The sequence below is a fragment of the Streptomyces sp. CB02923 genome (genome assembly GCF_001905005.1).
GTDB lineage: Bacteria > Actinomycetota > Actinomycetes > Streptomycetales > Streptomycetaceae > Streptomyces.
Map to the genome: position 1 here is coordinate 232,010 of NZ_LWKZ01000001.1, position 26,873 is coordinate 258,882.

Below are 26,873 nucleotides of genomic sequence, written 5' to 3' on the forward strand. Positions count from 1 at the left end.
CCCTCAGGAGCCCCGCATGTCCTCCGTCCTGTCCGACACCGCCCTGATCTTCGGGCGCTACGCCCGGCAGACCCTGCGTTCCAAGGTGCAGATGCTGTTCGGCGTGCTGATGCCGCTGCTGTACCTGCTCTTCTTCGGCCCGCTGCTGACCGGTATGCCACTGGCTTCCGAGGGCAGCTCGTGGCAGGTGCTGGTACCCGGGCTGCTGCTGCAACTCGCGCTCTTCGGCGCGTCGTTCTGCGGCTTCGCCATCATCATCGAGAAGCAGTACGGCGTGGTGGAGCGGATGCGGGTGACGCCCGTCAGCCGGCTCGCGCTGCTGCTGGGACGGGTACTGCGGGACACGGCGCTGCTCACGCTGCAATCGGTGCTGCTGGTGCTGGCAGCGCTGGTGATGGGCCTCCGGGCGCCGCTCGGAGGCATCCTCGTCGGGTTCGGATTCGTCGCCGCTACGGCCGTGGGCCTGTCCTCACTCTCGTACGCGCTGGCCATGAAGGCCGCCTCGCCGCAGGAGTTCGGGCCCGTCGTCAACGCCGCCACCATGCCCACGATGCTGCTGTCCGGCCTGATGCTGCCCATGGCCCTGGCGCCGGGGTGGCTCGACGTCCTGTCGCGCTTCATGCCCCTGCGCTACCTCGTGGACGGCGTCCGCGCCGCCTACGTGGGCGACTACACGGGTACGCCCGTCCTGTACGGCGCGCTGGTGGCCGCCGCGCTGGCCGTGGCGGCCACGGCGGTCTGCACCCGCGCCTTCCGCAGGGCCGCGGCGTAGGCTCGCCCGTATGGTCAATCTGACGCGCATCTACACCCGTACCGGCGACAAGGGCACCACCGCCCTCGGTGACATGAGCCGTACCGCCAAGACCGACACGCGGATCTCCGCCTACGCGGACGCCAACGAGGCCAACGCGGCGATCGGGGTGGCCATCGCCCTCGGCTCCCTGCCGCAGGACGTCGTCACGGTGCTCGTCCGGGTGCAGAACGACCTCTTCGACGTGGGCGCGGACCTGTCGACGCCGGTGGTGGAGAACCCCGAGTTCCCGCCGCTGCGCGTCGAACAGACCTACATCGACAAGCTGGAGGCCGACTGCGACCACTACCTGGAGAGCCTGGAGAAGCTCCGCAGCTTCATCCTGCCCGGCGGTACGGCGGGCGCCGCGCTGCTGCACCAGGCGTGCACGGTGGTACGCCGCGCCGAGCGCTCCACGTGGGCGGCGCTGGAGCTGCACGGCGACACCATGAACCACCTCACCGCCACCTACCTCAACCGCCTCTCCGACCTCCTGTTCATCCTGGCCCGCACGGCCAACAAGGAGCAGGGCGACGTGCTGTGGGTGCCGGGCGGCGAGCGGTAGGCCGGGCTACCGCGACGCGGGCGGGCCCTGGCGGCCGGACCCCTGGCCCGCCCCTGCACGGTCGCGGTCGTCGTGGTTGCGGACGTCGTGGCCGCGGTCGTCGTGGCCGCGGTCGTCATCACGGTCGCGGACATCCGCGGCGCCCGTGGGCAGATGGCCCGCCGGGGCCTGCTTCGGCCAGAGCGTGTAGCTCACCGCGATCACCAGGTTGATGCCGATGACGAAGAGCATCTTGGTCTGCCAGGCGCGCAGCGAGGCGGTCTGCCCGGGGTCGCCCACGTACCAGGCCGCGATCTGGAGCAGGCCCATCGCGATGAGCGCGGCGAGAATCCAGCGGCCCGCCGACTGCCATTCGAAGACCATCCGCTCCCTGCCGTACTTCGGCGCGGGCACCGGCGGCGGGCCGCCCGCGAAGCGGTGGGCGAAACGGACGTCCACCCACTTGATCGTGCGGTGTCCCAGCGCGGCCGAGAACCCGATGTAGACGGCGGCGAGTCCGTGCTTCCAGTCGGCCTCCGCGCCGTTCTTCAGGTCCACGGCGGTGGCGACCAGCAGGACGATCTCCAGCAGCGGTTCCAGGAGCAGGACGGCGGCGCCGGTCCGCGGCATCTTCGCCAGATAGCGCAGGGCCAGCCCGCCGGCCAGCAGCACCCAGAAGCCGACCTCGCAGACGACGATCAGCGTAACGATCACGGGACCCACCTTCTTTCCTGTCCCTTCCAGGCTCACCCGGGAATCCGGCCGTCACCTCGTCGCCCGCGATGATCCGGCGCTGCATCTTTCGATGTAGCGCGCGACGGAACGGGTTCGTCCGGGGCGTGGAGGCAGCGGGCCGCGCCGCCGTGTTTGATGGAGGAGTGACCGCGAGACCCTTCGCCGCCCCGGGACGCCCGCACCGCCACGACGTGTACATGGCGGTCGGCGGGCTGCTCGGCGGTCTGCTGCTGTCGGGGCTCGGGCTGCACAGCAGCCCGCCGCTGCTGGGCCTGCCCCCCTGGCTCGGCCTGGTGGCGCTGACCGTCATGTCCGGCACCGAGCTGCTGCGCCGGACCGCCCCGCGGGCCGCGCTGGGCCTGGCGACCGTCGCACTCGCGCTGGACGTGTGCAGCGGCGGGCTGATCGCCACGATCGTGATGTTCACCGACATCGTCTACGCCGCGGTACTGTACGGACCCCCGGGCACCGCCCGGCGCGTGCCGGTCATCAGCGTCCTGCTCACCGTCGTCGCCACCATCGTCCCGGTGGCGATCCTGCACGACCCGCAGGCCCTGCTGCTCGGCGTCGGCGTCGGCGTGATCACCGTCAGTCCCGCCTGGACCGGAATCATCATCCGCGAACACCGCAACGCCACCCGGGCCGCCCGGCTGGAGGCCGAACAGACCGCGCTGCTGGCCGAGATGGACCGTACGCAGGCCATCATCGCCGAACGCGCCCGGATGGCCCGCGAACTGCACGACATGGTCGCCAACCACCTCTCGGCCATCGCGATCCACTCCACGGCCGCGCAGGCCATAGACGACCCCGGCGCCACCCGGGAGGCGCTCGGCGTCATCCGCGAGAACAGCGTCCAGGGCCTCGCCGAGATGCGGCGCCTGATCGGACTGCTGCGGGACGCCAAGGACCCCGGCGGGACGGCGGAGGCCCAGGCCACACCGACCCTGGACGGGCTCGACGCCCTCCTCTCGCAGGCCCGCGCCAACGGGGCGAGCAGCGGGCTGACGTTCGTCCTGGAGGACACCCGGGCGGACGGCGGGGGCGCGCGGCTGCCCGCGCCGGTGGAGCTGGCCGCGTACCGCATCGTGCAGGAGTCCCTGACCAACGCCCTCAAGCACGCCGCGCCCGGCGAGGTCGAGGTCCGTATCGGCCACGACCGCGGCGGCCCGCTCGCCGTCCGCGTCACCAGCCCCTTCGGCGACCGGCCCGGCCCGCGCGCGCCCGGCTCCGGAGCGGGCCTGATCGGCATGCGGGAGCGGATCGAACTGCTCGGCGGCCGGTTCGAGGCCGGGCCCGAGGACGGCGGCGAGCACGCCGACGGCAAGGTATGGCGGGTGCGGGCCTCCCTGCCCGCCCGCGAGGAGGAAGAACGACGATGACAGCTGCCACCGGCCGCCCGGTCCGGGTGCTGATCGCCGAGGACCAGTCCGCCGTACGGGCCGGACTCGTGCTGATCCTGCGCTCCGCCCCCGACATCGAGGTGGCCGGGGAGGCGGCGGACGGCGAGGAGGCGGTCCGGCTGGCCCGCGAACTCCGCCCCGACGTGGTCCTCATGGACATACAGATGCCCAAGCTGGACGGCGTCTCGGCGACCCGCGCGGTCGTCGCCGAAGAGCTGGCCGACGTCCTGGTGCTGACCACCTTCGACCTCGACGAGTACGTCTTCGGGGCGCTGCGCGCAGGCGCCGCGGGCTTCCTGCTCAAGGACAGCGAGGCGGCGGCGCTGCTGGACGCGGTGCGCACGGTGGCCGCCGGGGAGGGGCTGATCGCCCCGGCGGTGACCCGGCGGCTGATCGCGGAGTTCGCCAACCCCCGTACCGTACGGCGGCCCGCCGGTGCCGCGGCCCCGGACCCGGCCGTGCTGGACGTGCTGACCCGCCGCGAACGCGAGGTGCTGGGCTGTCTGGGCCGGGGCCTGTCGAACGCCGGCATCGCGGACCATCTGGAGATGGCGGAGGCGACCGTGAAGACGCACGTCAGCCGGCTGCTGGGGAAACTGGAACTGCGCAGCCGGGTACAAGCGGCGGTACTGGCGCAGGAATTGGGTGTCAACGGCGGCCCGGAAGGGTAACGGCCGTCGCGGTCCCGCCGGATGCGGCGGAGGATGCCACCCACTTTGGTCCAGACCTCTTGACCGCAGGTCTGGACCTTTTTACGCTCCCTTCACATCTTTGCGGTGAGCGCGCCCCACAGCGCTCACCGGGCGGCGCAGGTTCTCCCCCACCTCCACCCCCTTACCTGGGAGCATCCGTGACACCCGGAACCTTGACACGCACCACCCACGCCCGACGAAGAGCCCTAGCGGCCCTCACCGCACTCCTCCTGCCCGTGGCCGCGCTGATCGGCCTGGCCGGCGCCTCCCCCGCGCACGCCGCCGAGTCGGCGACCGCCGCGTACACCAAGGTCTCCGACTGGGGTACCGGCTTCCAGGGGCAGTGGACGGTGAAGAACACCGGCACCACCACCATCAACGGCTGGACCGTCGAGTGGGACTTCCCCTCCGGCACCACCGTCGGCTCCGCCTGGGACGCGCAGGTCAGCGGCTCGGCCGGGCACTACACCGCCAAGAACCTCAGCTGGAACGGCACCATCTCCCCCGGCGCCTCGGTCAGCTTCGGCTTCATCGGCACCGGCTCCGGCGGCGGCGACGTGACCGGCTGCAAGCTCAACGGCGGCCCCTGCGACGGGGCCCAGCCCGGCGACACCCCGCCGTCCGCGCCCGGCAAGCCGGTGGCCGGTGACATCACCGACACCTCCGTACGGCTGACCTGGACCGCCGCCACCGACGACAAGGGCGTCAAGAACTACGACATCCTCCGCGACGGCACCAAGGTCGCCACCGTCGAGAAGCTCGCCTACACCGACACCGGCCTGACCAAGGACACCTCGTACTCCTACACGGTCGTCGCCCGCGACACCGCCGACCAGACCGGCCCGGCCAGCGAAGCCACCACCGTCCGCACCACCGGCGGCGGACAGCCCGGTGACAACCCGCCGTCCGCGCCCGGCAAGCCGGCGGCCGGCGACATCACCGACACCTCCGTACGGCTGACCTGGACCGCCGCCACCGACGACAAGGGCGTCAAGAACTACGACGTGCTGCGTGACGGCACGAAGGTCGCCACGGTCGAGAAGCTGGCCTACACCGACACCGGTCTCACCAAGGGCACCGACTACACCTACACCGTCGTCGCCCGCGACACCGCCGACCAGACCGGCCCCGCCAGCGCAGCCACCACCGTCCGCACCACCGGCGGCGGCGGACAGCCCGTGGACGCGGTCAAGCTGGGCTACTTCACCGAGTGGGGCGTCTACGACCGCAACTACCACGTGAAGAACCTGGTCAGCTCCGGCTCCGCGAGCAAGCTGACGCACATCAACTACGCGTTCGGCAACGTCCAGGGCGGCCGCTGCACCGTCGGCGACGCCTACGCGGCCACCGACAAGGCGTACACCGCCGACCAGAGCGTGGACGGCGTCGCCGACACCTGGGACCAGCCGCTGCGCGGCAACTTCAACCAGCTCAAGAAGCTCAAGGCGAAGTACCCGAACATCAAGATCCTGTGGTCCTTCGGCGGCTGGACCTGGTCCGGCGGCTTCACCGACGCCGTCAAGAACCCGGCGGCCTTCGCCGACTCCTGCTACCAGCTGGTCAACGACGCGCGCTGGGCCGGTCTCTTCGACGGCATCGACCTGGACTGGGAGTACCCCAACGCCTGCGGCCTGACCTGCGACACCAGCGGCCCGGCAGTCTTCAGCACCATGATGAAGGCGTTCCGCGACAAGTTCGGCAAGCAGCTGGTCACCGCCGCGATCACCGCCGACGGCTCGGACGGCGGCAAGATCGACGCGGCCGACTACGGCGGCGGCGCTCAGTCCGCCGACTGGTACAACGTCATGACGTACGACTTCTTCGGCGGCTGGGACAAGACCGGCCCCACCGCTCCCCACTCGCCCCTGACGTCCTGGGCCGGCATTCCGAAGCAGGGCTTCAACACCGACGCGGCCCTGCAGAAGCTCAAGGGCAAGGGCGTGCCCGCGAAGAAGCTGCTGATCGGCATCGGCTTCTACGGGCGCGGCTGGACCGGCGTCACCCAGGACGCCCCCGGCGGCACCGCCACCGGCCCGGCCCCCGGCCGGTACGAGGCGGGCATCGAGGACTACAAGAACCTCAAGACGAGCTGCCCGTCCACCGGCACCGTCGCCGGCACCGCCTACGCCCGCTGCGGCACCAACTGGTGGAGCTACGACACCCCGGCGACCATCGCCGGAAAGATGAACTACGCCAAGCAGCAGGGGCTGGGCGGCGCGTTCTTCTGGGAGTTCAGCGGTGACACGACCAACGGCGAACTGATGACCGCCATCGACAGCGGCCTGAAGTAACCCCCGGCACTTCCCCCGGACCGGCCGGGGAGGCGGCGTCGCCCCCGCCTCCCCGGCCTACGGCCGGTTCAGCCGGAAAACCACCGCACCCCGATCGGGCCGGTGGCCCGCTGCACACCCGGCCCCGGCCACGGTTTCGCGAGCCGCACCGGCAGCCTCAGCAGTTCGCGGCATGGCGGACGCACCCGGGCGGAGTGTGGCTCCGCTCCCACTCATGCTGTCCGATCATCAGTACCCCGCCGGCCAGAAGAGCCACCAGCAGATGGGCGACCGCCGTCCAGCGGGCCCGGAAGACACCGGTGAGAGCCGTCATGACCAGCGCGGCGACCAGCAGCACCGTCACCCGCCCGCTGTGCGCGAGGGCAGCCGCGTCGACCCGGTCCTGCCTGCCCTGGGCCGCCCATACCTCCAGACCGAGGCCGAACATCCAGTCCAGCACGAGCCACGCGGTCTCCAGCACAAACAGCGGAATCGCCAGAGCGAGATCCACCCGCAGGCTCGCCGGCCGCGACCAGGGGCGCCGGGGCTTCGTTCGTCCGGGCCTCTCCTGCCTAAGCCACATTCACTCTCTGGCCCGGAGGCGCCGCCTCCAGCCACGCCAGGAAGCCCGTCAGGGCGTCCTCGCTCATCGCCAGCTCCAGCCTCGTACCGCGGTGGCGGCAGGCGAGCACGACGGAGTCGGAGAGCAGGGCCAGTTCTTCCTCGCCCTGGGGGGTACGGCGTTCCCGTACCTCGATGGCGAAGCGTTCCAGTTGACGGCGGGGGCGGGGCGCGTAGGAGAAGACGCGGAACCACTCCACCCGGTCGCCGTTGTAGCGGGCGACGCCGTAGATCCAGCCTTTGCCGCTGGGCTCGGCCTCGTCGTCGGGCACGTTCCAGCGCAGGCTGCAGTCGAACGTGCCGCCGGAGCGCTGGATGAGCCGTCGCCGTAGTCCGAAGACGAAGAGCCCCAGCAGCACCAGTACGACGACCGCGCCGCTCACAAGCAGAGCGAGGACCATCCGAACCGACCTCCTCGCCTCGATGGGGGGACCCACGCGCCGGTTCGGGCGCGAGGGGGAAAACGCACCTGCATTGCCTCAGCCGCGGACCGCCCTGGAGGATTCCAGCGCAGCCCGCGGCTGAGGGACGAACTCGTCGGTGGTGGGCTTCAGTGGACGCCCGTCACCGCACGCAGCCGGACATCGGCGCGGCGCTCGGCGGCCGCGTCGGCCTCCGACTTCGCCCGCTCCAAGGCCCGCTCCGCGCGCTGGACATCGATCTCGTCGGACAGCTCGGCGATCTCCGCGAGCAGAGACAGCTTGTTGTCGGCGAACGAGATGAAGCCGCCGTGCACGGCGGCGACGACGGTGCCGTCCCCGTCCTCGCCGGTCGTACGAATCGTCACCGGACCGGACTCCAGCACGCCGAGCAGCGGCTGGTGCCCCGGCATGACGCCGATGTCGCCCGACGAGGTGCGCGCGACGACCAGGCTGGCCTCGCCCGACCAGACCTGACGGTCGGCGGCGACCAACTCGACGTGCAGCTCAGCCACGATGGCTCCTCGGGTCTCCACCTGCCGGGTACGGCAGATGTTGGGTCAAATACTAGTGGTCGTACGGACCGGGGGCGGCCAGGGCCGCCCCCGGGGCGCGGCCGGGCCTCAGGAGACGCCCAGCTCCTTGGCGTTCGCCTTCAGGTCCTCAAGGCCACCGCACATGAAGAACGCCTGCTCGGGGAAGTGGTCGTACTCACCGTCGGCGATGGCGTTGAACGCCGCGATGGACTCGTCCAGCGGCACGTCCGAGCCGTCGACACCGGTGAACTGCTTCGCCACGTGGGTGTTCTGCGACAGGAAGCGCTCGATGCGGCGGGCGCGGTGGACGGTGAGCTTGTCCTCCTCGCCCAGCTCGTCGATACCGAGGATCGCGATGATGTCCTGCAGGTCCTTGTACTTCTGCAGGATCGTCTTGACCCGCGAAGCACAGCTGTAGTGGTCCTGCGAGATGTAACGCGGGTCCAGGATGCGGGACGTCGAGTCCAGCGGGTCCACCGCCGGGTAGATGCCCTTCTCCGAGATCGGACGCGACAGAACGGTCGTCGCGTCCAGGTGGGCGAAGGTGGTGGCCGGCGCCGGGTCGGTCAGGTCGTCCGCGGGGACGTAGATCGCCTGCATCGAGGTGATCGAGTGACCACGGGTCGAGGTGATGCGCTCCTGGAGGAGGCCCATCTCGTCCGCCAGGTTCGGCTGGTAACCCACCGCGGACGGCATGCGGCCGAGCAGGGTGGACACCTCGGAACCCGCCTGGGTGTACCGGAAGATGTTGTCGATGAAGAAGAGGACGTCCTGCTTCTGGACGTCACGGAAGTACTCCGCCATCGTCAGACCGGCCAGCGCGACCCGCAGACGGGTGCCCGGGGGCTCGTCCATCTGGCCGAAGACCAGCGCGGTCTTGTCGATGACGCCGGAGTCCGACATCTCCTCGATGAGGTCGTTGCCCTCACGGGTGCGCTCGCCGACACCGGCGAACACCGACACACCGTCGTGGTTGTTGGCCACGCGGTAGATCATTTCCTGGATGAGGACGGTCTTGCCGACGCCCGCACCGCCGAACAGACCGATCTTGCCGCCCTTGACGTACGGGGTCAGCAGGTCGATGACCTTGACGCCGGTCTCGAACATCTCGGTCTTGGACTCCAGCTGGTCGAAGCTGGGGGCCTTGCGGTGGATCGGCCAGCGCTCGTTGACCTCGACCGTGGACGGGTCCACGTTCAGGACCTCGCCGAGGGTGTTGAACACCTTGCCCTTGGTGACGTCACCGACGGGCACGGTGATGCCCGCGCCGGTGTCGGTCACCGAGGCCTGGCGGACCAGGCCGTCGGTGGGCTGCATCGAGATCGCGCGGACCACGCCGTCACCCAGGTGCTGGGCGACCTCGAGGGTCAGCGTCTTGAGCTTGCCCTCTTCGGCCGGGTCGGCGACCTCGACGTGCAGAGCGTTGTAGATGTCCGGCATCGCGTCGACGGGGAACTCCACGTCGACGACCGGGCCGATGACCCGCGCGACGCGGCCCGTCGCCGTGGCCGTCTCAACAGTGGTGGTCATAGTTGTCAGTCACTCCCCGCGGTCGCGTCGGCCAGTGCGCTCGCGCCACCGACGATCTCGCTGATTTCCTGGGTGATTTCGGCCTGGCGGGCCGCGTTGGCAAGCCGCGAGAGCGACTTGATGAGTTCTTCCGCGTTGTCGGTCGCCGACTTCATCGCGCGCCGCGTGGCGGCGTGCTTGGAGGCGGCGGCCTGCAGCAGCGCGTTGTAGATGCGCGACTCGACGTACCGCGGCAGCAGGGCGTCCAGGACGTCCTCCGCCGACGGCTCGAAGTCGAACAGCGGCAGGATCTCGCCCTTGGACGACGCCTGCGCCTCCTCGGCCGTCTCTTCGAGGCTGAGCGGCAGCAGCCGGTTGCCCACCGGCGTCTGCGTCATCATCGAGACGAACTCGGTGTAGACGATGTGCAGCTCGTCCACGCCGCCCTCGGCCGTGTCCTGCTGGACGGCGGCGATCAGCGGCCCGGCGACGGCCTTGGCGTCCGCGTACGTCGGGCTGTCGGTGAAGCCGGTCCACGAGTCCGTGACCTTGCGCTCACGGAACCCGTAGTACGAGACACCCTTGCGGCCGACGATGTAGGTGTCGACCTCCTTGCCCTCGGCCTTGAGCCGCTCGGTGAGCTGCTCGGCGGCCTTGATGGCGTTGGAGGAGTAGCCGCCGGCCAGACCGCGGTCGCTCGTGATGAGCAGCACCGCGGCCCGCGTGGGGCTGTCCGCCTCGGTCGTCAGGGCGTGCTTGGTGTTCGATCCGGTGGCAACCGCCGTCACCGCACGGGTCAGCTCACTCGCGTACGGCGTCGATGCCGCCACCTGGCGCTGCGCCTTGACGATGCGCGAGGCGGCGATCATCTCCATCGCCTTGGTGATCTTCTTGGTCGCGGTGACGGAGCGGATGCGACGCTTGTAGACCCGGAGCTTGGCTCCCATGGATCAGGTCCCTTCCGTCGTCACTTGCTGGTGCTGACCGGAGCGTCCTCACCGAGAAGCTTGCCGTCCGAGGTCTCGAACTGCTGCTTGAAGGTGGCGACGGTGTCGGTGAGTGCCTGGATGGTGTCGTCGGACATCTTGCCGCCCTCGACGATGCTGGTGAGCAGCTCCTTCTTCTCGCGGCCCATCCAGTCCAGCAGCTCGCGCTCGAAGCGGCGGATGTCCTCCACCGGGACGTCGTCCATCTTGCCGGTGGTACCGGCCCAGACGGAGACGACCTGCTCCTCGACGGGCATCGGCTGGTACTGGCCCTGCTTGAGCAGCTCGGTCATGCGCTGACCACGGGCGAGCTGGGCCTTGGAGGCCGCGTCCAGGTCGGAACCGAAGGCGGCGAACGCCTCCAGCTCACGGAACTGGGCGAGGTCCACGCGGAGCCGGCCGGAGACCTGCTTCATGGCCTTGTGCTGGGCGGAGCCACCGACGCGGGAGACGGAGATACCGACGTTCAGCGCCGGGCGCTGGCCCGCGTTGAACAGGTCGGACTCCAGGAAGCACTGGCCGTCGGTGATGGAGATGACGTTGGTCGGGATGAACGCCGACACGTCGTTCGCCTTGGTCTCGACGATCGGCAGACCGGTCATCGAACCGGCACCGAGCTCGTCGGAGAGCTTCGCGCAGCGCTCCAGCAGGCGGGAGTGCAGGTAGAAGACGTCACCCGGGTACGCCTCACGGCCCGGCGGGCGGCGCAGCAGCAGGGACACGGCACGGTAGGCGTCGGCCTGCTTCGAGAGGTCGTCGAAGATGATCAGGACGTGCTTGCCCTGGTACATCCAGTGCTGACCGATGGCCGAGCCGGTGTAGGGCGCCAGGTACTTGAAGCCGGCCGGGTCGGACGCCGGGGCGGCGACGATGGTCGTGTACTCCAGGGCACCGGCCTCCTCCAGCGCGCCGCGCACGGACGCGATGGTGGAGCCCTTCTGGCCGATGGCGACGTAGATGCAGCGGACCTGCTTCTTCGGGTCGCCGGAGCGCCAGTTGTCACGCTGGTTGATGATCGTGTCGACGGCCAGGGCGGTCTTGCCCGTCTGGCGGTCGCCGATGATCAGCTGACGCTGGCCGCGGCCGATCGGGACCATCGAGTCGACGGCCTTGTAGCCGGTCTGCATCGGCTCGTGGACCGACTTGCGGACCATGACGCCCGGAGCCTGGAGCTCCAGGGCGCGGCGGCCCTCGGACTCGATCTCGCCGAGGCCGTCGACCGGGTTGCCCAGCGGGTCGACGACGCGGCCGAGGTAGCCCTCGCCCACGGCGACCGAGAGCACCTCACCGGTGCGGCGCACCGGCTGGCCCTCCTCGATACCGCTGAACTCGCCGAGGACAACCGCACCGATCTCGCGCTCTTCCAGGTTCAGCGCAAGACCGAGCGTGCCGTCCTCGAACTTCAGCAGCTCGTTCGCCATCGCCGAGGGAAGACCCTCGACCTTCGCGATGCCGTCTCCGGCCTCGCTGACCGTCCCGACCTCCTCGCGCGAGGCCGCGTCCGGCTTGTACGCCTGGACGAAGTTCTCCAGCGCGTCCCGGATCTCCTCCGGCCGGATCGTGAGCTCCGCCATCTGGGTTCCCTGCTCTCCTTGTTGGGCCCGTCGTCGTTTACGGGGGTCGTGTACGCCCCCCGCCGCAGGCAGGGGCGGTTGCCCCCGTGATGTCACTGCGTCCACGGCCCAACTCGGGCCGCCGTACTACTTCTTGAGTTGGTGGGGTGGGTCAGCCGGCCATCCGCCGGGACGCCTCTTCGAGGCGTGCGGCGATGCTGCCGTTGATGACCTCGTCGCCGATCCGGACCTGCACTCCGCCGAGGACCTCCGGGTCCACGTCGAGGTTCAGGTGGACCTGCCGTCCGTACACCGACGCCAGGGCCGCGCCGAGGCGCTGCCGCTGGGTGTCGCTGAGCGGCACCGCGGAGGTGACCACCGCGACCATCCGGTCCCGGCGCGCCGCGGCCAGCTTGGACAGGGCGTCCAGCCCTGCTTCCAGGCTACGGCCCCGCGGCTGTGCGACAAGCCGGACCACGATCCGCTCGGTGACCGGGTTGACCCGGCCGCCCAGCAGCGAGCGCAGCAGCTCGGCCTTGGCCGGGCCCTGCGCGGTGCGGTCGGTCAGCGCGGCCCGCAGGCCGGTCGACGAGGCGACGATCCGGCCGAACCGGAACAGCTCGTCCTCGACGTCGTCGAGGGCGCCCGCCCGCTGGGCCGCGATGAGGTCGGCGCCGTACGCCAGCTCCTCCGCCGCGTCCGCCAGGTCACGCGAGCGCGACCAGCGGGAGCGGACCATGCCGGAGAGCAGGTCGACGGTCTCGCCGCCGACCTGACCGCCGAGCAGACGCCCGGCCAGCTCGGCCTTGGCCTCGCCGGCCTGCGCCGGGTCGGTGAGGACCCGACGCAGCGACACCTCGCGGTCGAGCAGAGCGGTGACGGCAGCAAGCTCCTCGGCGAGCTTCGCGGCGTCGACGGCGGTGTTGTCCGTCAGCGCGTCGAGCTGCTCGCGTGCGGAGGCGAGTGCCTCGCGGCTCGCTCCATTCATCGGCCGGCCTCTGCCTTCGTCGGGTCCGACGCCGCCTTGGCCTCGAGCTCGTCGAGGAAGCGGTCGATGGTCCGGCTCTGGCGGGCGTGGTCCTCAAGGGACTCACCGACCAGCTTGCCCGCCAGCTCCGTGGCCAGCTTGCCCACGTCCTGGCGCAGCGACTGCGCGGCCTGCTTGCGGTCCGCCTCGATCTGCGCGTGGCCGGCCGCGATGATCTCCTCGCGCTGCCGCTGGCCCTCGGCACGCATCTCGGCGATCAGCGTCGCTCCCTGCTCCTGCGCCTCCTGGCGCAGCCGGGCGGCCTCGTGGCGCGCGTCGGCGAGCTGGGACCGGTAGTCCTCCAGGACCTGCTGGGCTTCGGCCTGGGCGGCCTCCGCCTTCTCGATACCGCCTTCGATCTTCGCGTGGCGCTCGTCCAGAACCTTGTTGATGTTCGGGAGGAGCTTCTTCGCGAGGAAGCCGAAGACGATGAAGAAAGCGACCAGGCCGATGACCAGCTCTGGAATCGGCGGGACGAGGGGGTTCTCAGGAACCTCCGCCGCCATGTTCACCAGGGCGCTCACATCAATGCCTTCCGTCTAAGTGGCGTCGTCTGTGCGTTCCGTGATTAGGACGGGTACGCGTAGCCCATGACGATGCCGATGAGGGCGAGCGCCTCGCAGAAGGCGAAGCCCATGATCTGGTTGGTGCGGATCAGGCCGGCGGCCTCGGGCTGACGGGCCAGGGCCTGGGTGCCGTTACCGAAGATGATGCCGACGCCGACGCCGGGGCCGATGGCGGCGAGGCCGTAGCCGATCGAAGCGACGTTGCCAGTGAGGCCGGCGGCGAGTTCGAGAGTCGCGGACATGCCGTGTCTTCCTTCTCTTTCATGGACCGGTGGGGGTTGGCCACCGGACGTCTGGTGGGACTGCTGGGGTACCTGGGGGCTCAGTGGTGCTCGGCGAGCGCGCCCTGGATGTAGTTACAGGCCAGGAGCACGAAGATGTACGCCTGGATGGCCTGGATGAAGAGCTCGAAAGCCGTCATCACGATGGTCATGACGAACGAGACGCCCGCGTAGGCGATGCCGATGCCGTTCAGCAGGTACCAGCTGGCGACGGTGAACATCAGGATGAGCATGTGGCCCGCGAACATGTTCGCGAACAGTCGGACCGCATGCGTGAACGGCCGGATGATCAGGTGCTGCAGCAGTTCCAGGAACATGATCAGCGGGAGGACCCAGCCGAGCGACTTGTCGTAGCCGGAGAGGTTCTTCAGACCGCCGACGAAGCCCTGACGCTTGAAGGTCAGCACGAGCCAGGTGATGTAGACCACCAGGGCCAGACCCATGGGGAACGCGATGACCGACGTCACCGGGAACTGGGCGACCGGGATGATCGACCACAAGTTCATGATCCACACGAAGAAGAACAGCGCGACCATGAAGGGGACGAACTTCTCGCCCTCCTTCTTCCCGAGCGCGTCGTAGACGAGCCCGCGGCGCACGAAGTCGTAACCCGCCTCACCGATCATCTGCAGCTTGCCGGGCACCACCTTGGCGCGGCCGAAGGCGGCCCAGAAGAACGCCACGATGATCACCGTGCTGACCAGGGCCAGCAGCATCGGCTTGTTGAACTCGTAGCCACCGATGGTGAAAAGGGGCTCGAAGACGAACGAATGAAGGCCCGGGGCCTCGAAGCCACACCCCGGGATGAAGAGGTGGCACTCCGTGTCGAGGGCGAGCATCGTTTCAGCACTCACCGCGAGCTCCTTCAGCGTGGCGCATGGGTACGGCAACCTCGTTGTGTCGGCGCGGCATTGAGCCACGGTGCGGCACTGGACTGGTCTTACGGATTGGGGGGCGGCTGATCGGCGCGGGGCCGGATCGGGTCACAGGCATCGGCCGGACGCGCAACCGGTTCCCTGACTCGGGACCGGGAAGCTCGGCCGCCTGCGCCGACTGCGCCGCAGTTGGCACCGGACGATAGCAGGCTCTCGCGTGGGCTTTTATTCCGGCCCTACGGCTCACGTCCGCGACCCCGTGGTTTCCGCCTTCTTGGACTCGGCGGATTCGGGATTCACGTAGAGAACCTTTGCCTTCATATAGCTGCGGGCCTGGAAGGAGATCCACACCAGGACCGTGGCGAGCAGGGTGAAGGCGAACGCCCTGACGTTGAAGAGCGTGGTGTCCTTGAAGACGATCATGAAGACCGCGACCGCCAGGATCTGCACGGCGTACAGCAGCAGTCCCATCATCTGGAACAGATCCGGGAGGCGCTTCGCGGTCTGCTGGAGGACCACCAGGCCCGACCCCATCAGCAGCAACACCAGCACCGTACCGATGAGCGCACCGACCGCCCCCTGCCCGCCCGCGACCACAGCACTGATCACGACGCCCACGGCGCCGGTGGCAAGCGAGGGCACGGAGACATTGGCAAGTAGGCGGGCGTCAGTGGACTGCATGGCGGCGCTCCGGCAAGAAAATGGGGGTGGTGTCGTCAGGGACGAGCGTAGACCCGGCCTGAGGGAGAACCTGAGGCCGAAAGACCGTCGCACTACGGCCCTTCGGCTCTGTCGCCGGGTTTCGTGAACGGTATCACAAACTATTTGATGAGGTCTTTACCTGCTCGGTGTGCTACCCGTCACACGTGAGCAGTAATCCGCGCGTTGGAGCGCGACACGATGGCACTCTGTCTGCTATGTGACCCATTGGGCGTATTTTCGAGTGCCGCTCGTACGAGCGAAAACTCGCCTCAGCGATGACTTCCGGCCTTCCGGCGGTCCGTGAACCGCGACCGGTCACCGATCGCGGTGGCCCCGTTGATGCCCGCCGGCACCGGCTGCCGCGCCGGGTCCCCCTCGCCGTCCAACGGCCCGGCCTCCCCGACCGCCGCGCTCTCCTCGGCGGCCGCCGCCACGGCCGCGGCCTGCACACTGCGCCGGTACCGCGGCGGAACCATCCACTCCATCCAGCGCGGTGCCCGCGGCGTGAAGCGCGGCAGCAGCAGGAGGACCAGCCCGATCGCGCTCAGCAGCACGATGCCCATCACGACCCACACGCTCGCGTTGTTGACCGAATACGCCACGGCGCCGAACGCGATCAGCGCGGACCAGAAGTACATGATCAGGACAGCCCGGCTGTGCGAGTGGCCGATTTCCAGCAGCCGGTGGTGCAGGTGGCCGCGGTCGGCGGCGAACGGCGACTGGCCGTTCCACGTACGGCGCACGATGGCCAGCACCAGGTCGGCGACCGGCACCGCGATGATCGTCAGCGGCAGCAGCAGCGGGATGTAGACCGGCACCATCGCGTGGGTGGCCTCGCGGACGCTGCCCGCCTTCAGGTTGAGCAGGTCCGGGTCGACCTGGCCGGTCACCGAGACCGCGCCGGCCGCCATGACCAGCCCGATCAGCATCGAACCCGAGTCGCCCATGAAGATCCGCGCCGGGTGCATGTTGTGCGGCAGGAAGCCCAGGCACATGCCCATCAGGACGACCGAGAACAGCGTCGCCGGGGCGGCCGCCTCGATGCCGTACCCGAACCACATGCGGTACGCGTACATGAAGAAGGCCGCGGCGGCGATGCACACCATGCCGGAGGCCAACCCGTCCAGGCCGTCCACGAAGTTGACGGCGTTGATGGTGATGACGACCAGAGCGACCGTCAGAAGCGTGCCCTGCCAGGGGCTCAGCGAGACGGTCCCGATGCCCGGCACCGGGATCCACAGGATCGTCAGGCCCTGAAGGACCATCACGCCCGCGGCGATCATCTGGCCGCCCAGCTTGACGAGCGCGTCCACGCCCCACTTGTCGTCCAGTACGCCCAGCACCCAGATCAGCGCGGCGCCCGACAGCAGCGCGCGCGGCTCGTTGGAGTGCTCGAAGACGGACTCCAGGTTGGTGAGGTGGGCGGCGACCAGCAGACCCGCGCACAGCCCGCCGAACATGGCGATGCCGCCGAGGCGCGGAGTGGGTTCGCGGTGCACGTCGCGCGCGCGGATCTCCGGCATCGCGCCGGCCGCGATGGCGAATTTCCTTACCGGCCCGGTCAGGAGGTAAGTGACCGCGGCCGTGACGCACAGCGTCAGCAGGTATTCACGCACGGGCTGCCCCATTGGTATCGCTGGCCATCACAGCCACACACCATATGCGTGTCCGCCCCCTATCCGTGAACGTAAGGGAAGACAGCCCCGCCCCGCGAACGGTTCCCGGACTCAGGCCGGATCGGGATATGGGGGAAAGCGCCGTACCAATGCCGCGGTCGCCGCGCGGGTCCCCGGCTCCTCCCGGACGGCCGCCGCGATCAGCGCGCCGACGCGCACCGCCTCGTCCTCGCCCATGCCCTGGGTGGTCAGCGCGGCGGCCCCCAGCCGCAGCCCGGGACGCCGCCCGGACGGGTCCTCGGCGCACGGCAGGGCACAGGTGTCCAGCACGATGCCCGCCGCCGCGCAACGCCCCCGCGCCGTACGGGCGTCCGCGCCGAGCGGCGCCGGGTCGGCGGTGATCAGGTGGGTGTCCGTGCCGCCGGTGGTGACCGGCAGGCCCTCCGCGGCCAGCGAGGCGGCCAGCGCCCGCGCGTTGGCGACGACCTGCCGGGCGTAGGCGGCGAAGGCGTCGGTGGCGGCCTCGCCGAAGGCGACGGCCTTGGCGGCGACCGCGTTCATCTGGGCGCCGCCCTGCGTGAAGGGGAAGACGGCCCGGTCGACGCGCTCGGCCAGCTCGGCCCCGCACAGGATCATGCCGCCGCGGGGGCCGCGCAGCACCTTGTGGGTGGTGGCGCACACCACGTCCGCGTACGGGACCGGGCTGGGCGCCAGGCCCGCGGCGACCAGCCCGATGGGGTGCGCGGCGTCCGCGATGAGATACGCGCCCACCTCGTCGGCGATCTCCCGGAAGACGGCGTAGTCCAGATGCCGCGGATAGCAGATCGAGCCGCAGACGATGGCCTTGGGCCGGTGGTGGCGGGCCAGCTCGCGCACCTCGTCGTAGTCCAGCAGCCCGGTGTGCGGATCGACGCCGTAGCCCGCGAAGTCGAACCAGCGGCCGGAGAAGTTGGCCGGGGAGCCGTGGGTCAGGTGCCCGCCGTGCGGCAGCGCCATGGCCAGGACGGTGTCACCCGGGCGCAGCAGGGCGGCGTAGGCGGCCAGTACGGCCGAGGAGCCGGAGTGCGGCTGGACGTTGGCGTGCTCGGCGCCGAACAGGGCCTTGGCGCGCTCCACGGCGAGCCGCTCGGCGAGGTCCACGACCTCGCACCCGCCGTGGTGCCGGGCGCCCGGGTATCCCTCGGCGTACTTGTTGGCCAGGGGGGAGCCGAGGGCGGCCAGCACGGCCCGGGAGGAGAAGTTCTCGGCGGCGACGAGCTGCAGCCCGTCGCCCTGCCGGGCCGCCTCGGCGAGCAGCACCCCGGCGATCTCGGGGTCTTCCCGCAGCAACCCGGCGAAGTCGGGCGACCAGGCGGGCGGCCGGTACCGGCCCTCCCCCGCCCGCTGCCCGGCCGCCTCCCCCCGGGCAGCCGTGATGTCGCTCCGGGATGACGCGGTGGTGGCGGGCATGGCTGGCTCCGGGCCTCGTACGGGAACGTGGTCCCAATGTAGGCGCGGTACGGCAATCGAGCGCGGCGGATGTGCCGGGCGGGGGTCGGGGGCGGGCGAGAGCCGAGCCGGGGGCGGGGCGAGGACCAGGCCGAGGCGGGGCGAGAGCCAAGGCAGGGGGCGGGGCGAGGGCCAGGCCGAGGCGGGGCGAGAGCCGAGCCGGGGGCGGGGCTGGGCCGGGCCGGGCTGGGCTGGGCTGAGCTGAGCTGAGCCAAGGTCAGCCCAAGCCGACCCGGGCCCCGCTGCGCGCCTACAGGGCGAATCGAACGTGATCGTCCCCCCGGCGGGGGCTTACCCAGGGGCGGCCGGAGCGAAGCGTCCGGGCCGGTGGCACGGCGGGCCTCCGCGGCCCTTCAGAACGGCGTTCGCGGAGCCCGCCGCCCAGAGGTCAAGCGCGGGCCGGGGGCCAGGCGAAGGCCGGGGCCAAGACCGGCCCACGCCGAGCCGACCCCCGCTGCGCGCCTACAGGGCGAATCGAACGTGATCGTCCCCCCGGCGGGGGCTTACCCAGGGGTGGCGGGGGCGAAGCGTGCGGGCCGGTGGCACGGCGGGCCTCCGCGGCCCTTCAGAGCGGCGCACGGCGGGGCTCCGCGGCCCTTCTGAGCGGCGTTCGCGGGGCCCGCCGCCCCAGGGGGTCAGGCGCGGGCCGGAACTCCCGTCAGCGCCGTCACGACGGGGTCCAGCGCCTGGTTGATCTCGTCGCCGATGGAGCGGAAGAACGTGATGGGCGCGCCGTACGGGTCGTAGACCTCGTCCGCCTCCGGAGTCGGCGCCAGCAGCCAGCCGCGCAGCGCGGCGGCGGCGCCGACCAGGGCGCGGGCGCGCTCGACCAGCCCGCCGCCGGGCAGCGCCGGGTCGGGCTCGGGCAGCGTCGCCGGGTCTATGGCCCGTACCAGCCGGTTGAACTCCTTCAGCGTGAAGGTGCGCAGTCCCGCCGAGTGGCCCATGGAGATGACCTGGGCCCGGTGGTCGCGGGTGGCGGTCAGGACGAGGTCGGCCCGGATGACGTGCTCGTCCAGCAGTTCCCGGCCGGTGAAGTCGGCCGGATCGGCCCCGTAGTCGGCCAGGACCGTGGCGGCGTGGGTCTCCATGGGCGCGCCTTCGTGGCCCCAGGTGCCGGCGCTCTCCACGACCAGGCCGCCGCGGTCCTCGCCCAGCCGCAGGTCGAGGGCGTGCCGGTGCAGCCGCTCGGTGATGGGCGAGCGGCAGACGTTGCCGGTGCTGACGTGGAGGATGCGGAACGTGCGGTAGCTGTCCTCGCCGGGTCCCGCTATGCCACGCCCGAGGGGCGCAATCAATTCGCCACCTCGAGCCCGGGTACCACCTTGCGCAGCTCCTCCGCGCTGATCGCGCCCGCGCGCAGCAGCACCGGCACCTCGCGGGTGACGTCCACGATGGAGGACGGTACGGCGGCGGGGGTCGGGCCGCCGTCCAGGTAGACGGAGACGGAGTCGCCGAGCATCTCCTGGGCCGCGTCGCAGTCCTGCGGCGACGGGTGCCCGGTGAGGTTGGCGCTGGAGACGGCCATCGGGCCGAACTCGGTGAGCAGCTCGATGGCGACCGGGTGCAGCGGCATGCGGACCGCGACCGTGCCGCGGGTCTCCCCCAGGTCCCAGGTCAGCGACGGCTGGTGGGTGGCGACCAGGGTCAGCGCGCCGGGCCAGAAGGCGTCGACCAGCTCCCAGGCCTGCTCGGAGAAGTCCGTGACGAGCCCGTGGAGGGTGTTCGGGGAGCCGACGAGCACCGGGGAGGGCATGCCTCGTCCGCGGCCCTTGGCCTCCAGCAGGTCTCCGACGGCCTCGGCACTGAACGCGTCCGCGCCGATGCCGTAGACGGTGTCGGTCGGCAGCACGACCAGCTCGCCGCGGCGGACGGCCGATGCGGCTTCGCGCAGACCGGTCGCGCGGTCGGTCGCGTCGCTGCAGTCGTATCGCCGTGCCATTTAACGGACCTCCTCGTGCGGAACGTACAGATGACTCGTGGGGGCCGGGCTCGTCATGGCGTCGCCCTGCGCGCGGTGGCGAATCGGGGCCGGTTGTTCAGGTCGGGGTGGTCGGCCGCGTCGGCCCAGCCCCGCTCCTCGGTGAAGATCCACGGAACCTGGCCGCCCTGGGTGTCGGCGTGCTCGATGACCACGACGCCGCCGGGCCGCAGCAGGCGGTGCGCGGTCCGCTCGATGCCGCGGATGGTGTCCAGGCCGTCCTGGCCCGAGAACAGCGCGAGTTCGGGGTCGTGGTCGCGCGCCTCGGGTGCGACGTACTCCCACTCGGTCAGCGGGATGTACGGCGGGTTGGAGATGACCAGGTCGACCTGGCCGTCCAGTTCGGGGAGCGCGGTCAGCGCGTCGCCCTGCTGGAGAACGACGCGGGACCCCTCGACGTTCTTGCGTGCCCACTGCATGGCCTCGTCCGACAGCTCCACGGCGTGCACCCGGGAGCGCGGCACCTCCTGGGCCAGGGCGAGCGCGATGGCTCCGGAGCCCGAGCACAGGTCGACGATGAGCGGTTCGACGACGTCCATGGCCCGTACGGCGTCTATCGCCCAGCCGACGACCGATTCGGTCTCCGGGCGGGGTACGAAGACGCCGGGCCCGACGTGCAGCTCCAGGTACCGGAAGAAGGCGCGCCCGGTGATGTGCTGGAGCGGCTCGCGGGCCTCCCGGCGGGCGACGGCCTCCCAGTAGCGGGCGTCGAAGTCCGCGTCGGGGACCCGGTGCAGTTCGCCGCGCTTGACGCCGTGGACGTGCGCGGCGAGTTCCTCGGCGTCGAAACGCGGTGAGGGTACGCCGGCGTCGGCCAGCCGCTGGGTGGCCTGGGCCACCTCGGCGAGCAGCACGGTGCGGGGGTTGGGCCCGCGGCGGGGCCGCTGGGGGTCGTGACCCCCGGAAGGCGACGGCACGCTGTTCCTCCGGCTCGGTTCTACGGGCTTACTGGGCGGCCGCGAGCTTGGCGGCCGAGTCGGCGTCCACACACGCCTGGATGACCGGGTCGAGCTCGCCGTCGAGGACCTGGTCCAGGTTGTACGCCTTGAAGCCGACCCGGTGGTCCGAGATGCGGTTCTCCGGGAAGTTGTACGTCCGGATGCGCTCGGAGCGGTCGACGGTGCGGACCTGGCTGCGCCGGGCGTCCGACGCCTCCTTCTCGGCTTCTTCCTGGGCGGCGGCCAGCAGCCGCGAGCGCAGGATGCGCAGGGCCTGCTCCTTGTTCTGGAGCTGGCTCTTCTCGTTCTGGCAGGAGACGACGATGCCGGTGGGCAGGTGGGTGATGCGTACGGCGGAGTCGGTGGTGTTGACCGACTGGCCGCCGGGGCCCGACGAGCGGTAGACGTCGATGCGCAGGTCGTTCGGGCCGATCTCGACCTCGACCTCCTCGGCCTCGGGCGTGACGAGCACACCGGCCGCCGAGGTGTGGATGCGGCCCTGGGACTCGGTGGCGGGCACCCGCTGGACGCGGTGCACGCCGCCCTCGTACTTCAGGCGGGCCCACACGCCCTGGCCGGGCTCGGTGGCACCGTTGCCGCCCTTGGTCTTCACGGCGACCTGGACGTCCTTGTAGCCGCCGAGGTCGGACTCGTTGGCGTCGAGGATCTCGGTCTTCCAGCCGACGCGCTCGGCGTAGCGCAGGTACATGCGCAGCAGGTCGCCGGCGAACAGCGCGGACTCCTCGCCGCCCTCGCCCGCCTTGACCTCCAGGATGACGTCTTTGTCGTCGCTGGGGTCGCGCGGGACGAGCAGCAGCCGCAGTTTCTCGGTCAGCTCCTCGCGGCGTGCTTCGAGGTCCTTGACCTCGTCGGCGAAGTCCGGGTCGTCGGCGGCCAGTTCGCGGGCCGTGTCGATGTCGTCGCCGGTCTGCTTCCAGGAGCGGTAGGCCGTGATGATCGGGGTCAGTTCGAAATAGCGCTTGTTGAGCCGCTTGGCCTCGCGCTGGTCGGCGTGGACCGCGGGGTCGGCCAGTCGCTTCTCAAGGTCGGCGTGCTCGCCGATCAGTTCCTCGACCGCCTCGAACATCGTGGGGGTTCCTCACCTGGCTGAGTCTTCCGAGATCCGGGGGTTCCCGGTTGCCGGCACCTGTGCGGCGTGGGCCGCGGCCCCGGGACCTCCGGCGGGGTCCTTGGCCTGGACGACAAAACGCCGGTCCGCCGCCCCTTCGCGGGGCGGGACGGAACCGGCGCCTTGCTGGTCGCTACTTCTTGGCCGAGGCAGCGGCCTTGCCGAAGCGGGCCTCGAAGCGGGCCACGCGGCCACCGGTGTCGAGGATCTTCTGCTTGCCCGTGTAGAACGGGTGGCACTCGGAGCAGATGTCGGCACGGATGGTGCCGCCGGCCACGGTGCTACGGGTGGTGAACGACGCGCCACAGGTGCAGCTGACCTGGGTCTCGACGTACTCCGGGTGGATGTCGCGCTTCAAGGGATTCTCCTAGGTTCGGGAGGGCTCCGGGTCGTTCCGCGGATTGCGTCACGTGAACCGGGGCCGACGGTCCAGTCTGCCAGGACTGACCTCATCTCCCCAAACCGGGGTGGTCCGGAAAGTATTCCCGGGGGTTCCGCGGCCGTGGGAAACGAGCTGAGGGAACGGTTCGGCTACTTTACGTAGCTGTCGGTTCCGCCCTTGTCACCTGCGGAATCCTTGATCGCTTCCTTCGGGATGTCCTGGTCCTGGCGCAGCGCGTCCCAGACCTGCCGGGACTGCTTCTCCAGCGGCAGCACGCGGGAAGGATTCTTCGGGTCGTAGGTGACCGGCAGGGTGACCATGTCGATCTGGTCCGACCCGATACCGCCCATCTCCTTGGCGAGCCCCATCAGCGCGTTGACCGAGTTCAGGTCGCTGTCGGTGGTGATGGCCTTGGTGGCGGTGTCGGCGATGCCGTAGAGCTTCGTCGGGTCGGACAGCAGCCCGATGCTCTTGACCTGCTTCATCAGTGCCTTGACGAACGTCTGCTGGAGCTGGATGCGGCCCAGGTCGCTGCCGTCGCCGCCGGGCACGCCGTGCCGGGTCCGTACGAGGCCGAGGGCGTCCTCACCGTTGAGGGTGTGCTTGCCGGGCTCCAGGTTCAGGTGGCTCTTGTTGTCGTTGATGGCCTTGGTGGTGGTGATGTCCACGCCGCCGAGGGCGTCGATGAGCTTCTTGAAGCCGGTGAAGTCGACCTCGACGAAGTGGTCCATGCGGATGCCGCTCATCGACTCGACGGTCTTGACCGCGCAGGCCGGACCGCCGACCTCGAAGGCGGTGTTGAACATGGCCTTGCGCTGGCCCGGTATCTCCTTGCCGTCCTTGGTGCAGTCGGGGCGCTGGACCAGCGTGTCGCGCGGAATGCTGACCACGCTGGCCTTCTTGTGGCCCTTGAAGACGTGCACGATCATCGCGGTGTCGGAGCGGGCGCCGCCCTCGTCGGTGCCGTACGCGCCGTTCTTGCCCGCCCGGGAGTCCGAGCCCATGACGAGGATGTCCATCGACCCGTCGTCGTTGTTCTTGGGCCGGTCGTTGCCCAGGGCGGCGTTGATGTCGACGCCCTTCAGGTTGCCGTTGAGTTTGAAGTAGACGTAGCCGAGTCCCGCGCCACCGAGCAGTACGCAGCTGACCAGCGCGCACACGGTGATCGTCAGGGCGCGGCGGCGCCGGGTCGGGCCCTTGCGCCGGCGGCCCGTGGCACGTATGCCGCGGGAACGGCTCTTGGCCGCGTTCGCGGCGCTGCTGTCGTCCGCCATCTGCTCCTCAGTCCTCGTTCTCTCGGCTGCCCCTCGCCGCCACCGTTCAGCCACGGTTTGTTGCGCCTTGAAAGACGGAGGGCAGACCGGAAGGGTTGCACAACGGGATTGAGAGCCATTCTTAGAAACCGGCCCCTCGCGGCTCCGGCACACGTCGGCTTACGCCCCGGTGACCAGGACTTTCGTCCGGAGTCAGAAAGCGGAGTGATGACCTCCGTGGACCGGGTGCGTGTGCGCAAGGCAACAATCTGCGGGTTTCTGCGGGCAGCGAGAAGCCCTCCCGGTCACCGAAGTGACCGGAAGGGCTCTGCCGTGCGGCTACGGCCGTGTCCTGCGCCGGTACGAGCGCGGGCGACCGCTACGGGGTACGGGCGTCAGTCGTTGCCGTTGCCGTTGCCCATGCCGGGGGTCGTCTTCTGGATCTGGAGCAGGAACTCCGCGTTGGACTTCGTCTGCTTCATCTTGTCCAGCAGCAGCTCGATGGCCTGCTGCTGGTCCAGGGCGTGCAGCACCCGGCGCAGCTTCCAGACGACGGCCAGCTCGTCGCTGCCCATCAGGATCTCTTCCTTGCGGGTGCTGGACGCGTCCACGTCCACCGCCGGGAAGATGCGCTTGTCCGAGAGCTTCCGGTCGAGCTTGAGCTCCATGTTGCCGGTGCCCTTGAACTCCTCGAAGATCACCTCGTCCATCCGCGAGCCGGTCTCGACCAGCGCGGTGGCCAGGATGGTCAGCGAGCCGCCGTCCTCGATGTTGCGCGCGGCACCGAAGAACTTCTTCGGCGGGTACAGCGCGGTCGAGTCGACACCACCGGACAGGATGCGGCCCGACGCCGGGGCGGCGAGGTTGTACGCACGGCCCAGACGCGTGATGGAGTCCAGCAGGACGACCACGTCGTGACCCAGCTCCACCAGGCGCTTGGCACGCTCGATGGCGAGTTCGGCGACGGTGGTGTGGTCCTCGGCCGGGCGGTCGAAGGTCGAGGAGATGACCTCGCCCTTGACCGACCGCTGCATGTCGGTGACCTCTTCGGGACGCTCGTCGACCAGGACGACCATCAGGTGGCACTCGGGGCTGTTGCGGGTGATCGAGTTGGCGATCGCCTGCATGATCATGGTCTTGCCGGTCTTCGGCGGGGCCACGATCAGACCGCGCTGGCCCTTGCCGATCGGCGCGACCAGGTCGATGATCCGCGGCGTCAGCGCGCCCGGCTCGCCTTCCAGGCGCAGTCGCTCCTGCGGGTAAAGGGGCGTCAGCTTGCCGAACTCGGCGCGGCCGCGGCCCTGTTCGGGCGAGACGCTGTTGACGGTGTCCAAGCGCACCAGCGCGTTGAACTTCTCGCGCCGCTCGCCCTCGCGGGGCTGGCGGACCGCGCCGGTGACGTGGTCGCCCTTGCGCAGGCCGTTCTTGCGGACCTGGGCGAGCGAGACGTACACGTCGTTCGGGCCGGGCAGGTAGCCGGAGGTCCGGATGAACGCGTAGTTGTCGAGGATGTCGAGGATGCCCGCGACGGGGATCAGCACGTCGTCGTCGGAGACCTGCGGCTCGTTGCCGAAGTCCTCACGGCCGCGGCGGCCGCGGCGGTCCCGGTAACGGCCGCGGCGCCCGCGGCGCCCGCCCTCGAAGTCGTCCCCGTCCTCGTCGGCCCGGCGGTTGTCACGGTTGTCGCGGTTGTCGCGCTGCTGGCGGTTGCCGCCCTGCTGGTTGCCGTCACCGCCGTCGTTGTTCTTGTTGCGGCGGTCGCGCTGGCCGCGCTCACCGCGCTCGCCACGGCCCTGGCGGTCGCCCCCCTGGCGGTCGCCCTTCTGGCCGCGGTCCTGGCGGTCCCCGCGGTCCTGGCGGTCGCCCTTGCCCTGGCGGCCCTCGGCGTTGTCCGCCGCGGCCTCGGCCTTGGCGTCCTCGCGCGGTGCCGTACGGGTGTCGGCCTTCGCCTCGGCCTTGCCCTCGGACTTCGCCTCACCGGCGCCGTCGGGGCTGCCCGCGGCGGCGGTGGCGCGGCGCCGGCGGCGCTCGCCGGCCGGCTGCTCGTCGCTGGGCTGGCCCGGGATGTCGATCTGCTGCTGGGCGGCGCCCTTGTCGGCGGCGGCCTTGCCGTCCGCCTTGCCCGCGGCCTTGGCGTCGCCGTCCTCGCCCGTACGGGCCTTGGAGGTCGCCCGGCGCTTGGGCTTGGTCTCGGTCTCTGCGGGCGCGTCGCCCTTGGCAGCGGCGCCGGAACCGGAGCCGGCGGCCTGCTTCTCCTTGATGACCTCGATCAGCTGGCTCTTGCGCATCCGCGCGGTGCCCTTGATACCGAGGCTGGAGGCGACCTGCTGCAGCTCTGCCAGGACCATGCCGTCCAGGCCGGTGCCGGAACGGCGGCGCCGCGCAGGCGCGGCGGGAGCGTCCGTGGCGGGCGCGGTGGCACTGCCATCGGTGCGTACGCCCATCAGATCGGTGGTGTCGCTCACGAAGGGTCCTTCCCTGGAGCGGGCGTCGGCCTGTCTGGCTCGGCGACCGGTTGTGCTGTCCGGCTGCGGTCCCGTCGTGCGGACCTGGCCGGGGCGGTGGTCCCGCCGGAAATGG

Annotated in this window: 26 protein-coding genes; 5 read left to right on the forward strand and 21 right to left on the reverse strand. The window is 70.5% G+C overall.

Going from position 1 to position 26,873, the window contains the following annotated elements:
• Positions 1 to 16: 16 nt before the first annotated feature.
• Together A6A06_RS00915 and A6A06_RS00920 are read left to right on the forward strand one after the other, a co-directional pair.
• Complete coding sequence (locus A6A06_RS00915; RefSeq protein WP_073757796.1) at positions 17 to 772, forward strand: ABC transporter permease; 756 nt, start codon at positions 17 to 19, stop codon at positions 770 to 772.
• A gap of 10 nt (positions 773 to 782) precedes the next feature.
• Positions 783 to 1,355 (forward strand): cob(I)yrinic acid a,c-diamide adenosyltransferase, encoded by a 573-nt coding sequence (locus A6A06_RS00920; protein ID WP_073757798.1) that lies wholly within the window; start codon positions 783 to 785, stop codon positions 1,353 to 1,355.
• A gap of 6 nt (positions 1,356 to 1,361) precedes the next feature.
• Here A6A06_RS00920 and A6A06_RS00925 read toward each other — a convergent pair whose 3' ends face one another.
• Positions 1,362 to 2,048 carry a hypothetical protein gene (locus tag A6A06_RS00925; protein ID WP_242440508.1) on the reverse strand — a complete coding sequence of 229 codons (687 nt, stop codon included), beginning with the start codon at positions 2,046 to 2,048 and terminating at the stop codon, positions 1,362 to 1,364.
• A 164-nt stretch (positions 2,049 to 2,212) separates the two neighbouring features.
• Here A6A06_RS00925 and A6A06_RS00930 point away from each other — a divergent pair, with 164 nt between their 5' ends.
• From A6A06_RS00930 to A6A06_RS00940, 3 genes are all read left to right on the forward strand, one after another.
• Positions 2,213 to 3,448 (forward strand): sensor histidine kinase, encoded by a 1,236-nt coding sequence (locus A6A06_RS00930; RefSeq protein WP_443333704.1) that lies wholly within the window; start codon positions 2,213 to 2,215, stop codon positions 3,446 to 3,448.
• Positions 3,445 to 4,140, forward strand: a complete 696-nt coding sequence (locus A6A06_RS00935; protein WP_073757801.1) for a response regulator — start codon at positions 3,445 to 3,447, stop codon at positions 4,138 to 4,140. The genes A6A06_RS00930 and A6A06_RS00935 overlap by 4 nt, the downstream gene beginning before the upstream one ends.
• Positions 4,141 to 4,415: 275 nt before the next feature.
• Positions 4,416 to 6,452, forward strand: coding sequence for a glycoside hydrolase family 18 chitinase (locus A6A06_RS00940; RefSeq protein ID WP_079193801.1), 2,037 nt, complete (start codon positions 4,416 to 4,418; stop codon positions 6,450 to 6,452).
• 157 nt (positions 6,453 to 6,609) lie between these two features.
• On the opposite strand, the gene A6A06_RS00945 is transcribed toward A6A06_RS00940, so the two are convergent.
• The 20 genes from A6A06_RS00945 to rho form a co-directional block, all read right to left on the reverse strand.
• Positions 6,610 to 6,942 carry a DUF6234 family protein gene (locus A6A06_RS00945; RefSeq protein ID WP_073757806.1) on the reverse strand — a complete coding sequence of 111 codons (333 nt, stop codon included), beginning with the start codon at positions 6,940 to 6,942 and terminating at the stop codon, positions 6,610 to 6,612.
• 61 nt (positions 6,943 to 7,003) lie between these two features.
• Positions 7,004 to 7,453 (reverse strand): DUF2550 domain-containing protein, encoded by a 450-nt coding sequence (locus A6A06_RS00950; protein ID WP_073757808.1) that lies wholly within the window; start codon positions 7,451 to 7,453, stop codon positions 7,004 to 7,006.
• A gap of 149 nt (positions 7,454 to 7,602) precedes the next feature.
• Positions 7,603 to 7,986: a F0F1 ATP synthase subunit epsilon gene (locus tag A6A06_RS00955; RefSeq protein WP_073757810.1), complete on the reverse strand. Its 384-nt coding sequence runs from the start codon at positions 7,984 to 7,986 to the stop codon at positions 7,603 to 7,605.
• Positions 7,987 to 8,094: 108 nt separating this feature from the next.
• Positions 8,095 to 9,537, reverse strand: coding sequence for a F0F1 ATP synthase subunit beta (gene atpD / locus A6A06_RS00960; protein ID WP_073757812.1), 1,443 nt, complete (start codon positions 9,535 to 9,537; stop codon positions 8,095 to 8,097).
• A 5-nt stretch (positions 9,538 to 9,542) separates the two neighbouring features.
• Entirely contained in the window at positions 9,543 to 10,463 is a 921-nt protein-coding gene (locus A6A06_RS00965) for a F0F1 ATP synthase subunit gamma (RefSeq protein ID WP_073757814.1), read from the reverse strand.
• Between the two features lie 20 nt (positions 10,464 to 10,483).
• The gene (gene atpA, locus A6A06_RS00970; protein ID WP_073757816.1) at positions 10,484 to 12,076 is read right to left on the reverse strand and encodes a F0F1 ATP synthase subunit alpha; all 1,593 of its coding nucleotides are present in this window, start codon (positions 12,074 to 12,076) and stop codon (positions 10,484 to 10,486) included.
• Between the two features lie 151 nt (positions 12,077 to 12,227).
• Positions 12,228 to 13,043: a F0F1 ATP synthase subunit delta gene (locus A6A06_RS00975; protein WP_073757818.1), complete on the reverse strand. Its 816-nt coding sequence runs from the start codon at positions 13,041 to 13,043 to the stop codon at positions 12,228 to 12,230.
• Positions 13,040 to 13,588, reverse strand: a complete 549-nt coding sequence (locus tag A6A06_RS00980; RefSeq protein WP_443333712.1) for a F0F1 ATP synthase subunit B — start codon at positions 13,586 to 13,588, stop codon at positions 13,040 to 13,042. The genes A6A06_RS00975 and A6A06_RS00980 overlap by 4 nt, the downstream gene beginning before the upstream one ends.
• 62 nt (positions 13,589 to 13,650) lie before the next feature.
• Positions 13,651 to 13,890: an ATP synthase F0 subunit C gene (atpE, locus tag A6A06_RS00985; RefSeq protein ID WP_030022192.1), complete on the reverse strand. Its 240-nt coding sequence runs from the start codon at positions 13,888 to 13,890 to the stop codon at positions 13,651 to 13,653.
• Between the two features lie 80 nt (positions 13,891 to 13,970).
• A complete protein-coding gene (gene atpB / locus A6A06_RS00990; RefSeq protein ID WP_073757822.1) occupies positions 13,971 to 14,768 on the reverse strand; it encodes a F0F1 ATP synthase subunit A in 798 nt (265 codons plus the stop codon).
• Between the two features lie 279 nt (positions 14,769 to 15,047).
• The gene (locus A6A06_RS00995; protein ID WP_073757824.1) at positions 15,048 to 15,485 is read right to left on the reverse strand and encodes a hypothetical protein; all 438 of its coding nucleotides are present in this window, start codon (positions 15,483 to 15,485) and stop codon (positions 15,048 to 15,050) included.
• 290 nt (positions 15,486 to 15,775) lie between these two features.
• Positions 15,776 to 17,134 carry an MraY family glycosyltransferase gene (locus A6A06_RS01000; RefSeq protein WP_199930619.1) on the reverse strand — a complete coding sequence of 453 codons (1,359 nt, stop codon included), beginning with the start codon at positions 17,132 to 17,134 and terminating at the stop codon, positions 15,776 to 15,778.
• Between the two features lie 99 nt (positions 17,135 to 17,233).
• Positions 17,234 to 18,571, reverse strand: a complete 1,338-nt coding sequence (glyA, locus tag A6A06_RS01005) for a serine hydroxymethyltransferase (protein WP_073757826.1) — start codon at positions 18,569 to 18,571, stop codon at positions 17,234 to 17,236.
• A gap of 674 nt (positions 18,572 to 19,245) precedes the next feature.
• Positions 19,246 to 19,908, reverse strand: a complete 663-nt coding sequence (locus A6A06_RS01010; protein ID WP_073757828.1) for an arsenate reductase/protein-tyrosine-phosphatase family protein — start codon at positions 19,906 to 19,908, stop codon at positions 19,246 to 19,248.
• Positions 19,905 to 20,552, reverse strand: coding sequence for an L-threonylcarbamoyladenylate synthase (locus A6A06_RS01015; protein ID WP_073757830.1), 648 nt, complete (start codon positions 20,550 to 20,552; stop codon positions 19,905 to 19,907). Before A6A06_RS01015 ends, A6A06_RS01010 begins: the two co-directional genes overlap by 4 nt.
• A 53-nt stretch (positions 20,553 to 20,605) precedes the next feature.
• Positions 20,606 to 21,445, reverse strand: a complete 840-nt coding sequence (prmC, locus tag A6A06_RS01020; protein ID WP_073759599.1) for a peptide chain release factor N(5)-glutamine methyltransferase — start codon at positions 21,443 to 21,445, stop codon at positions 20,606 to 20,608.
• A 91-nt stretch (positions 21,446 to 21,536) separates the two neighbouring features.
• Complete coding sequence (gene prfA, locus A6A06_RS01025; RefSeq protein ID WP_073757832.1) at positions 21,537 to 22,616, reverse strand: peptide chain release factor 1; 1,080 nt, start codon at positions 22,614 to 22,616, stop codon at positions 21,537 to 21,539.
• A 175-nt stretch (positions 22,617 to 22,791) separates the two neighbouring features.
• A complete protein-coding gene (gene rpmE, locus A6A06_RS01030; RefSeq protein ID WP_073757834.1) occupies positions 22,792 to 23,016 on the reverse strand; it encodes a 50S ribosomal protein L31 in 225 nt (74 codons plus the stop codon).
• 173 nt (positions 23,017 to 23,189) lie between these two features.
• Positions 23,190 to 24,314, reverse strand: coding sequence for an LCP family protein (locus A6A06_RS01035; protein WP_073757836.1), 1,125 nt, complete (start codon positions 24,312 to 24,314; stop codon positions 23,190 to 23,192).
• Between the two features lie 374 nt (positions 24,315 to 24,688).
• The gene (rho, locus tag A6A06_RS01040) at positions 24,689 to 26,758 is read right to left on the reverse strand and encodes a transcription termination factor Rho (protein ID WP_073757838.1); all 2,070 of its coding nucleotides are present in this window, start codon (positions 26,756 to 26,758) and stop codon (positions 24,689 to 24,691) included.
• Positions 26,759 to 26,873: the final 115 nt, after the last annotated feature.